General features: G+C 70.9%; 11 protein-coding genes and 1 tRNA gene. 10 read left to right on the forward strand and 2 right to left on the reverse strand.

Annotated features, from left to right (window positions below):
- Positions 1-4: 4 nt before the first annotated feature.
- Entirely contained in the window at positions 5-667 is a 663-nt protein-coding gene (locus M3Q23_02495; protein MDP9340981.1) for an SIMPL domain-containing protein, read from the reverse strand.
- Positions 664-1,875, reverse strand: a complete 1,212-nt coding sequence (locus tag M3Q23_02500) for an MFS transporter (GenBank protein ID MDP9340982.1) — start codon at positions 1,873-1,875, stop codon at positions 664-666. Before M3Q23_02500 ends, M3Q23_02495 begins: the two co-directional genes overlap by 4 nt.
- Before the next feature lie 71 nt (positions 1,876-1,946).
- Between M3Q23_02500 and M3Q23_02505 the strand changes: the two genes are divergently transcribed.
- From M3Q23_02505 to M3Q23_02550, 10 genes are all read left to right on the forward strand, one after another.
- Positions 1,947-2,231 carry a hypothetical protein gene (locus tag M3Q23_02505; protein MDP9340983.1) on the forward strand — a complete coding sequence of 95 codons (285 nt, stop codon included), beginning with the start codon at positions 1,947-1,949 and terminating at the stop codon, positions 2,229-2,231.
- 4 nt (positions 2,232-2,235) lie between these two features.
- Entirely contained in the window at positions 2,236-2,652 is a 417-nt protein-coding gene (locus M3Q23_02510; protein MDP9340984.1) for an archease, read from the forward strand.
- A 28-nt stretch (positions 2,653-2,680) separates the two neighbouring features.
- Entirely contained in the window at positions 2,681-4,126 is a 1,446-nt protein-coding gene (locus M3Q23_02515) for an RtcB family protein (protein MDP9340985.1), read from the forward strand.
- A gap of 2 nt (positions 4,127-4,128) precedes the next feature.
- Complete coding sequence (locus M3Q23_02520; GenBank protein ID MDP9340986.1) at positions 4,129-4,530, forward strand: DUF3566 domain-containing protein; 402 nt, start codon at positions 4,129-4,131, stop codon at positions 4,528-4,530.
- 108 nt (positions 4,531-4,638) lie between these two features.
- Positions 4,639-4,712: transfer RNA gene (locus tag M3Q23_02525), tRNA-Ile, on the forward strand.
- Between the two features lie 79 nt (positions 4,713-4,791).
- Positions 4,792-4,953, forward strand: a complete 162-nt coding sequence (locus M3Q23_02530; protein ID MDP9340987.1) for a hypothetical protein — start codon at positions 4,792-4,794, stop codon at positions 4,951-4,953.
- 218 nt (positions 4,954-5,171) lie between these two features.
- Positions 5,172-5,819: a DUF3159 domain-containing protein gene (locus tag M3Q23_02535; GenBank protein MDP9340988.1), complete on the forward strand. Its 648-nt coding sequence runs from the start codon at positions 5,172-5,174 to the stop codon at positions 5,817-5,819.
- A gap of 25 nt (positions 5,820-5,844) precedes the next feature.
- Complete coding sequence (locus M3Q23_02540) at positions 5,845-6,672, forward strand: GNAT family N-acetyltransferase (protein MDP9340989.1); 828 nt, start codon at positions 5,845-5,847, stop codon at positions 6,670-6,672.
- The gene (gene menC / locus M3Q23_02545) at positions 6,672-7,778 is read left to right on the forward strand and encodes an o-succinylbenzoate synthase (GenBank protein MDP9340990.1); all 1,107 of its coding nucleotides are present in this window, start codon (positions 6,672-6,674) and stop codon (positions 7,776-7,778) included. The genes M3Q23_02540 and menC overlap by 1 nt, the downstream gene beginning before the upstream one ends.
- 153 nt (positions 7,779-7,931) lie before the next feature.
- On the forward strand, positions 7,932-9,575 hold the full coding sequence (locus tag M3Q23_02550) for a hypothetical protein (protein ID MDP9340991.1): 1,644 nt from the start codon (positions 7,932-7,934) through the stop codon (positions 9,573-9,575).
- Positions 9,576-9,632 lie beyond the last annotated feature (57 nt).

Below are 9,632 nucleotides of genomic sequence, written 5' to 3' on the forward strand. Positions count from 1 at the left end.
CGGACTAGCTCGCTGAGCCGTCCGCCGAGTCGACAGAGAAGGTGACCTCCACCAGCGCCAGCACCTCCAGGTTGCCGCCCGAGATCTCGATGTGGGCCGCCGCTCCCTCGAATCCCCCGGAGAGCGCCACGTGGAAGGGCATCCTTCGCGCGCCGGTTGCCCGGAGGCCGGGCTCGGACACCTCCAGGACCGCGCCCAAGCGAAGGCCGAGAGCTTCGGCATAGGCCTCGGCACGGCGGCGGGCGTCGAGGGCAGCCTGCCGGCGAGCCTCCGCCCGGGCGGGGTTCTCGGGCGCGACGCGCCATATCGGGCCCTCCACTCGGGCCTGCGAGACCCGTGTGGCCTCACCGATCACCCTGCCCACCAGCTCCAGGTCACCCAGACGGACCACGATGCGGTTCGAGGCGACATAGCCCCGGCTCTCTTCGCGGCCCTCTCGGTACTCGACCTCCTCCCGCACCGTCAGTCCAGCGGTCGAGCGGCGGTCTCTTCGGACTCCCAGGTCGTTCAGCAGTGCGTCGATGGCCTGGCTCCGGCGTGCCGCCTCCGCATAGGCGGCCTCCGGCGTCTGGTCACGAGCGTGCACCTCCAGCTGGAGCTCCACCTCGTCGGGGTCCGCTCGGACCAGGCCTTCGCCACGGACGGTGATGGTCGGTTGATCGGTCATCGTCGTTCCTCCTTCGGTGGTGGGCCGGGAGCCGGGACTCGCCGGAACAGCCGGTACAGGGTGAGGTCGTACACGATCTTCAACCCGCCCGCCGCCAGGAACGGCCCGGCCAGCGCCACGTGCTGCATCAGGGCGCCAGCAGCCACGGGGCCCGCGGGGCGGGTCGCGTAGCGGGCCATGTTCGTGTACGCGGACGCCGCCGTTCGCTCGGACGGGTCCACCATGGTGACCACGTACGCCTGCCGGGCGGGGACGTCCATCTGCGACAGGGCGAACCGGGCCAGCAGGACGACCACGGCGCTGGACAGCGTGGGCATGAAGGGGACCGCCGCCAGCAGCACGTTGGACGGCAGGTGCGTGAAGACCATCGTGTTCAGGAGTCCGATCCGCCCGGCGATGCGGCTCGCCGCGATGGAGGAGGCGGCCTGGAGCAGCCCGGCCCCGAAGAAGACCAGGCCCATGAGCTCGGGGCCGGCGCCGAACTTGCGACGGAACCAGAACACCAGGAACGCCTGCACGACGAAGCCGCCGCCGAACGAGTCCAGGGCGAACAGCGCCGCCAGCCGAGCCACGATCCCCCTGGAGCGGACCAGCGGCCTTCGGACTAGCCCCGGCTCCGGACGCTCGGGCTCCATGCGGGGCGACAGCCGCAGCGCCAGCACCAGGCAGCCCGCCGCGACGACCGGGAAGAGCAAGAGGAATCGCTGGTTCGCCGGGAGGGAGGGCAGGAGATGGCGCAGAGCGGCCGGCCCTCCCGCGGCGAGCGACCCGATCGCGCCCGCCAGGAACGCCACCGCGTTGTAGCGGCCGAACACCCGCACGCGGGCGTCGCCCGGCGCCTCGCCGATCATGGCCTGCTCCACGGAGGTGATGGGTCCGGACTCGTTCGGGTCGGTGGACAGGGTGCCGGTGAGCGAGGCCAGCACCAGGGCCGGGAGCCATCGGGTGAGGGCGAACACCGAGCCGGCCACGCCCATCACGACGAACAGCGCCGCGTAGATGCGACGGCGCCCCAGCCGGTCTCCCCACAGGCCGACGCCGATCGAGGCCAGGGCCATGCCGCCGAGCATGGCCGTGAACACCGCCCCGACCTCGCCCGCGGAGAGGCCGCCGGCCGCCAGCACGGAGCCGAGCAGGATGCTCCCGAACCCGTACAGGAACGCCCTCAGGCCCTGGATGAGCACGATGGTGCGGAGGTCGCGCTCCATGGCGGGGCCCGCCGCCCGGGGGGCGCTTTCGGAAGGCCCTGGACCAATCGACATGGGCACATAATCCTGCGATGAGCGATGGAACGGGCGTCGCGCTGATCGCGGCGGGAGGGCTGCTCGTGCTCGCCGTCGCGTTCGTGCTTCGCCGGCGGCTTCCCGGGCGGGCGGTGTTCGGCCTGGCCGCTGCGGCGAGTCTGGCCATCGGGGCGGGCTCGTTGCTGGTGCAGTCCAACGTCTCGGCGGCGGAATGGGCCCTGACCCTGGCGGCCATGTTCCTGCTGGGGCCGGCCCATATCCGGGTCGTGATGGGGCCGTTCGGTCCGCCCCGCCACCGCCCGGCCGTTCCGAGCGCCTGACCCGGTGGACGCTGGGTACGAGATCCTCGAGCACACGGCGGACGTCGGGCTCCGGGCCTGGGGCGCCTCGCCGGAGGAGGCCTTCGAGCAAGCCGGCTGGGCCCTGGCCGAGATCCTGGGCGCTGCGGCCGAAGGACTCCCCGGCGTGAGTCGCCGGGTGCGGGCGGAGGCGGACGACCTGGGGGCGCTGGCGGTCGCCTTCCTGGACGAGCTGCTGTTCCTTCATGAGAGCGAGGAGGCCGGGTTCGCGGCGATCCGGGTCTCGCGGGTCGGGGAGCGGGACCTCCAGGCGGAGGTCGGCCTGACACCCTTGCTCGGCGAGCCGGAGGGAACGGCGGTGAAGGCCGCCACCTACCACCAGCTCGACGTCCGGAGGGACCCGGGCGGTGCCACCGAGCTCACGGTCTACCTCGACGTCTGACGGATAGACTCCGAGCTCGGTGTCAGCGATGGAGCCCGAGCGGGTCGAGCCGTTTGTGTGGCGGATCCCGGTCGGAACGGTCCCGGGGATGCGCGTGCCGGGCATCGTGTTCGCCTCCGACGACCTCATGGCCAAAGCGGTCGAGGACCGGGCGGTGCTCCAGGTGGCGAACGTGGCCACGCTGCCGGGGATCGTCGGCGCCTCCTACGCGATGCCCGACATCCACTGGGGCTACGGCTTTCCCATCGGCGGCGTTGCCGCCACCGACCCCGAGGCGGGCGGCGTGGTGTCCCCCGGCGGAGTCGGGTTCGACATCTCGTGCGGGGTCCGGCTGATCCGCTCGGAGCTGGAGTGGGAACGCGACGCCCGGCCCGTGATCGAGGAGCTGGTCCACACCCTGGGGGCCCGAGTGCCCCGCGGGGTGGGGACCAGGGGACGGATGGCCCTGGGCCGCGACGAGATGCGGAAGGTCCTGGCGGAAGGGGTGCGGTTCCCGCTGTCGAAGGGCATCGGGGTGGACGCCGACGCGGAGTTCTGCGAGGACGGCGGCGTGCTCGCCGACGCGCGGCCCGAGTTCGTCAGCGACCGCGCCGTCGACCGCGGCATGCTCCAGCTGGGCTCGCTCGGCGCGGGCAACCACTTCCTGGAGGTCCAGGTGGTGGAGGAGGTCCGCGACGTCCGGGCGGCGAACGTGATGGGCCTGTTCGAGGGCCAGGTATGCGTGATGCTGCACTCCGGGTCTCGCGGCCTGGGGCACCAGGTGTGCACGGACTACGTGAAGGTCATGGACCGCGAGATGCCCAGGACCGGGATCGAGGTCCCCGACCGCCAGCTGGCCTGCCTCCCGGTCGAGCACGAGCAGGCGCAGCGATACCTCGGTGCCATGGGCGCCGCCGCGAACTACGCCCGGGCCAACCGCCATGTGATCACCGACGGCGTGCGCGAGTCGTTCGAGCACGTGTTCGGACGCTCGGCCGCGGACATGCACCTCGACCTGGTGTACGACGTGGCCCACAACCTGGCCAAGCTGGAGGAGCACGAGGTCGGCGGCCGCCGCACGACGCTGTGCGTCCATCGCAAGGGCGCCACCCGGGCGTTCGGCCCGGGCCACCCCGAGCTCCCGCGGGCCTACCGCGAGATCGGCCAGCCCGTGACCATCCCGGGGAGCATGGGGACGGCGTCGTACGTGCTGGTGGGAACGACCGAAGCCGCCACGCGAAGCTTCTCCTCGACCTGCCACGGGGCCGGGCGGGCCATGTCCAGGACCCAGGCCAAGAAGGTCATGTCGGGCCCGGCCCTGGCCGATACGCTTCGTGAGCAGGGAATCGCGGTGGCGGCTTCCCAGCCCCGCTTGCTTGCCGAAGAGGCTCCGTACGCGTACAAAGATGTCTCCGAGGTCGTTTCCGTCTGCGAGGGTGCGGGACTGTCGCGTGTCGTGGCCCGCCTGCGCCCCGTGGGCGTGGTGAAAGGATGAGCATGTCCCGTACGGTCGAGATCGCCCCTCCCCCGCGTCGCGAGCGGGCCCCTGAGGTCCGGCAGACCAGGGTGATCGTGAAGAAGGTCGGTCCCTGGTCGGTCTTCAAGTTCTCGCTGCTGTTCTACTTCTGCGTGATGCTGGTGGTCCTGCTGGGGCTCACCATCCTGTACAACGTGCTGGCGGCGGTGGGCGTGCTGGACTCGGCGTCCAAGCTCCTGGGCGACCTGGGGTTCGGGAAGAACTTCGAGTTCCACGGGTGGTGGCTGCTGACCAGGGCGTTCGCCGTGGGCGTGGTGATGGTGGTGTTCTGGTCGCTGGTCAAACTGCTCATCACGTTCATGTACAACCTCATCTCCGACCTGGTCGGCGGGATCGAGGTCACCCTCACCGAGCGGCGCTGACCCGTCGCCGGCCGGGCGCTCGGCGTCCGACCTTGCCGCCCGTCAGCGGCCCCGAGTATGCTGGTCGGGGCGGGTCCGGCGCGGGGTCGGTGAAGCCGAGGAGCTTTCGGGCCTGTAGCTCAGGCGGTCAGAGCGCATCCCTGATAAGGATGAGGTCGATGGTTCAAGTCCATCCAGGCCCACCGAGCGGCGTTTGGTAGGGACTTCGGGCCTCGGGAGCGACCACGCGGGCGACCTCGGGGTCGCAGAAAGGGGAAGAACATGGGCAAGGACAAGGAGAAGAAGAGCGGAAAGAAGAAGTTCTTCCTGTTCGTGTTCTTCGCCGCGGTCGCCGCGGCGGTGGTGTCGTTCCTCAAGAAGCGCCGTGGGCAGGGCATCGAGGAGAGTGAGTGGCAGGAGCTGCCGCCGCCTGAGGGCGGCTAGCGGGAACGCGCCCCGCCTCCGTACGTCTTTCGGACCCGCGAGGCATCCATCTTGCGGGTCTCGTTCGTTCGAACGGCTCCACTTCGGCGGTTTCGCTCAAGGCCCTCCGAGGCAGGACCGAATCCAAGGATGAGGCCGCGTCGTACGGCCACCGGGAACACCGGTAGGACCACCCAGCCCAGCAGCGAACGGCCCGCGTTCAGAGAGGACCGCCGATCATGAACCTGCAACCCGGACGCATCTCGGCGGTCTTGTGGCAGGTCGTGCCGGGGATGATCCTCCCCGGGCTCATCTACTTCGTGGTGTCCCGCCACACCTCCGTGATCGTGGCCCTGGCGGTCGCCTCCTCGGTTCCCCTGATGGATGCGGTGCTCAGGCTGGCCAGGGGACGGGCCCCCAACGCCATGAGCGCCGTCTTCCTGGCCGGCGCGGTGATCTCGGTGACCCTGGCCCTGTGGTCGGGGTCGAGCATGTTCATCCTGGCCAAGGGAGCAGTGGTCTCGGCGATCCTGGGCGTGGTGTTCGCCGCGTCGGCGGCCATGAAGCGGCCCCTGACCCGGTACCTGGCCATCCGGCTGTCGTCCGAGCACGCCGAGGGCCGCCGGCGCCTCGCCGAGCGGTGGCGCCAGCCCCGGGCTCTGGCCGTGTTCTGCGTGCTGTCCGTGGGGTGGGGCATCCTGCTCCTGGTCCAGGCCGGACAGCAGGCGGCGCTCGCGCTGACCCTCTCGCCGGGCACCGTGATGGCGCTGGAGCCGCCGGTCCAGGTCACGTTCACCGCGGCGGGGATCGCCGCGAGCATCCTGTACGTCCGCCGGCGCCAGCGGGCGTACCCCGAGATCGCGCTCATCCCCGAACGGGCTTCCTAGCCCCCCGCACTACACTCCCGCTTCGATGGCGGGAGACCCCTGGAACCTCGCGCACGAAGCCGCATCCGCCGCCGGTGTCACCCTCCGGCCACTGACCACCCTCAAGGAGGCCGACCGCGTCCTGGCCGTGATGGTGGCCACATGGGGCTCCGAGGACCAGCTCACGCGGGACTTCGTCCGGGCCCTCCAGGGCAGCGGGACCGTCCCGTGGGGAGCGTTCGACGGAGAGGAGCTCGTCGGCTACGTGCTGGGCTTCCTGGGCATGGACCCCGAGGACGGCCTGCACGTGCACTCGCACATGCTGGCGGTGCTCCCCGGGCGACGGCACGCGGGGCTGGGCCATGCCCTGAAGCTGGCCCAGCGGGCCCAGGCCCTCGACGCCGGGGTACACACGGTGCGGTGGACCTTCGACCCGCTGGTGGCCCGGAACGCCTACTTCAACCTGGTCAAGCTGGGCGCGCTGGCGGACCGGTTCCACCGCCACTACTACGGCGACATGGGCGACGACGTGAACCGCGGCGAGCGCAGTGACCGGCTCGAGGCCCGGTGGGACCTGGACCTGGTCTCGGACGGAGTGACGGTCGGCCCGCCGGAGGACGCCGAGGTCGTCCTGGGCCGCGACGGCACCGACGAGCGTCCCACGCCCACCACCGTGCGGCCTCCGGGCCGGTTTCCGGCTCTGGTGTGGATTCCCTCCGACTATTCCTCCCTCCGCGGCCGCGATCCGGGGCTCGCCGGCCGGTGGCGCGACGCAGCGGCGGAGGCCATCGAGGCCTGCCGGTCCGCCGGGATGGTGGCATCCAGCTTCCTCAGGGAAGGGGCCTACGTGTTCACTCCCGAGGAGCGCCGGTGATCGAGGTCACGGCCGTCGAGCTGCGGCTGGTGTCGCTTCCCCTCCGGCGGCCGTTCCGGACCAGCTTCGGCGAGGAGGCCACCAAGGAAGCGATCCTGGTGCGGGTCGAGACGCCGGAGGGGATCGGGTGGGGAGAGTGCGCCGCGTCGCCCGACCCGCGCTACTCGGAGGAGTTCAACGCGTCCGCCTGGCTGGTCCTGCGGGACCACCTGGCGCCCTCGCTGATGGCGGCCGGCCCGGTCGAGGCCGAGGGAGTCGCCGGCGTGCTGGGCTGGGTGCGCGGCCACCGCATGGCCAAGACCGCGCTGGAGATGGCCGTGCTCGACGCGGACCTGCGGGCGAGGGACGTGTCCCTGGCTCGGTTCCTGGGGGCCGAACGGGACCGTGTGGCCTGCGGCGTGTCGGTGGGGATCGCCCCGTCCGTGGAGGCGCTGCTGGACCAGGTCGGCGAGTTCGTGGACGCCGGGTACCGGCGGGTGAAGCTGAAGATCGAGCCGGGCCTTGACGTCGTGCCGGTCTCGGCGGTGCGGGAGGCGTTCCCCGACGTCCCGCTGTCCGTCGACGCGAACGCGGCCTACCGGCTGACGGACCTATCCCTGTTCGAGGCCCTGGACGCCCTGGACCTGGTGTACGTGGAGCAGCCGCTTGGCCACGAGGACCTCCTGGAGCACGCCGCGCTGGCCCGCCGAATCGCCACCCCCGTGTGCCTGGACGAGTCGATCCGCTCCGCAGCCGACGCCCGCGCGGCCATTGAGCTCGGCGCCTGCCAGGTCGTCAATATCAAGGCCGGGAGGGTCGGAGGCCTGCTTGAGGCCCGCCGGGTCCACGACGTCGCCGTGGAGCACGGCGTGCCGGTGTGGTGCGGGGGCATGCTGGAGACGGGCGTCGGGCGCGCCGCCAACCTGGCCCTGGCCGCGCTCCCCGGCTTCACCATGCCCGGCGACACCAGCGCCAGCGACCGGTACTTCGAGCAGGACCTCACCGGGCCGTTCGTGCTGGCCGCCGACGGGACCATGGCCGTCCCGGACGGCCCCGGCCTGGGGGTGGAGCCCCTTCGGAACCAACTGCAGGCCCACGGCGTCTACACCGAGCGAGTCGGTCGCTAGGCCGAAGCTCGTGGGGGGGATGGCCCCTGCGCCCCAAATGGTCCGCGGGAGTATCCTCGCCGAGCAACTTCGTTCGACGCCCGGGGGGTGTGCACAACCCGAGCGCGGTCTGTCCTCGGGCGCCAGGTCGGTGCCTGAGAGAAGGGAGGTCGCATGAGGGGGAAGCTCGCGGTTCTGGTATCGGCGACGCTGGTGGTGGCAGCGATGGGCGTCGTCGCGGCGGGCAGCTCGTCGGCCTCCACCCGCTCGGGGGCCCGGGAGAGCGCGCCGAACACGTCTTCCTGCACGGCGGTACAGCGGTTCCGCATCAGGATCCACTACGACTGCATGCTGTCCCAGGGGGCCCACCTGTTCTTCGACGGGACGAACGGGTCGTCCCCCGCAATCCACGGCGCGCAGCCGTTCTTCGGCACGAACGCGGACGCGGCCGACCCGAACGAGGACCTCGCCGCCGGCCAGAGTGAGACGGCCGTGGGGGCGTTCGGGAACAGGGTGGTCGCCGCGTGGAACGACGTCACCGGCTTCCTGGTGTCCGACTCGACGAAGCTGAAGGGGTCCGTCACCGGCGTGGGCTACGCCTCCAGAGGAACCACGAACTTCAAGGACCTGGTCGGGCTGCCGAACAACAACCCCGCACAGGCGTGGTTCGGCGATCCCACCGTCGTGGCCATCGACGCGGACCACTTCATCATCGGAAGCCTGTACCTCCCGTCGTTCCACGGGACGTGCCGGGCCTCGGCACTGCAGCTGGCGGTCTCCGTGATGACGGTCAACCCGAATGGCTCCGTCTCGTTCACCAATCCCATCATCGCGGCGGACGGCGGCGGTGCATGCGATTTCGACTCCTCGTTCCTGGACAAGGAGTTCCTGTCCTACGACTCGGTGAGCCGCACGCTGGCCATGTCCTACACGAACTTCGCGGGGTTCTGCTCCTCCGGTGAGATCGACGTCGTGCGGGCCATCGTTCCCGCCGACCCGGCCACCCTCACATCCGCGGACTGGTCGGCCCCCATCGTGGTGAGTCCCTCGATCGGGGACTTCTGCGGGGGCGGCTTCCCCGTGGTGCAGGAGGGCGCGTACCCGGCGGTGGCTCCGGGCGGCGACATCTACGTGGCGTGGGAGAAGAACATCGACTCGAACCTGTTCGGCGGCCCGGACCCGTACGTCTACATCCTGGCGGCGCACATCCCGGCTGGCGGCGTGGCTCCCGACACCACGGTGGTGGCCAGCCTTAACCAGCCCGGATCGGTCAGGACCACAGGCGCGTTCAAGTCGCTGGACGCCACCCAGATCACCGGGTACACGCGCTTTTTGGGGCAGGACTTCCCCCGGATCGCGTACAACTCGGCCCTGGGGCAGGTGGACATCGAGTGGAACTCCGGCAGCCTGCACCCGCTGGGGGACATCTTCCTGAAGGCACTCGCTGCCGGCCTGACCGACAACACCACGGCGCCGGTGATGCAGGTCAACGACGACAGCGACTTCACGCTGCACTTCCTGCCGGCGGTGAGCGTGCGGTCCGACGGGGCGATCTGCTCGTCGTGGTACGACCGCAGGCTGGGCGGTGCCTCGTCCACGCTCACCGACTACTTCGGTGAGTGCCGGTCCAGCGCCGGGGTCAACGGTGCCGACTTCCGGATCACCACCGGATCGACCGACTGGAACGGAACGGGGTCCCTGATCGACCCGAACTTCGGGGACTACACGGACAACACGTCGACCGGCCTGACCACGTACTACCTGTGGTCGGACGGGCGGGTGGGCGTGCCCAACCCGTTCGCGGACTCGCACACGTAGCAGGCGGGCCGGCAGCCGGCCGGCTTCGCAGATGGGGCGAGCGGCCCGGGGCAGGTT

Source organism: Actinomycetota bacterium (genome assembly GCA_030774015.1).
Lineage (GTDB): Bacteria > Actinomycetota > UBA4738 > UBA4738 > JACQTL01 > JALYLZ01.

What these genes read in the sequence shown, in the direction of transcription:
- M3Q23_02550 (MDP9340991.1), top strand. Translation starts at nt 7,932, where the DNA reads ATGAGGGGGAAGCTCGCGGTTCTGGTATCGGCGACGCTGGTGGTGGCA.
- M3Q23_02535 (MDP9340988.1), top strand. Translation starts at nt 5,172, where the DNA reads ATGAACCTGCAACCCGGACGCATCTCGGCGGTCTTGTGGCAGGTCGTG.
- M3Q23_02495 (MDP9340981.1), bottom strand. Translation starts at nt 667, where the DNA reads ATGACCGATCAACCGACCATCACCGTCCGTGGCGAAGGCCTGGTCCGA.
- M3Q23_02505 (MDP9340983.1), top strand. Translation starts at nt 1,947, where the DNA reads ATGAGCGATGGAACGGGCGTCGCGCTGATCGCGGCGGGAGGGCTGCTC.
- M3Q23_02530 (MDP9340987.1), top strand. Translation starts at nt 4,792, where the DNA reads ATGGGCAAGGACAAGGAGAAGAAGAGCGGAAAGAAGAAGTTCTTCCTG.
- M3Q23_02520 (MDP9340986.1), top strand. Translation starts at nt 4,129, where the DNA reads ATGTCCCGTACGGTCGAGATCGCCCCTCCCCCGCGTCGCGAGCGGGCC.
- M3Q23_02540 (MDP9340989.1), top strand. Translation starts at nt 5,845, where the DNA reads ATGGCGGGAGACCCCTGGAACCTCGCGCACGAAGCCGCATCCGCCGCC.
- M3Q23_02515 (MDP9340985.1), top strand. Translation starts at nt 2,681, where the DNA reads ATGGAGCCCGAGCGGGTCGAGCCGTTTGTGTGGCGGATCCCGGTCGGA.
- M3Q23_02500 (MDP9340982.1), bottom strand. Translation starts at nt 1,875, where the DNA reads ATGGAGCGCGACCTCCGCACCATCGTGCTCATCCAGGGCCTGAGGGCG.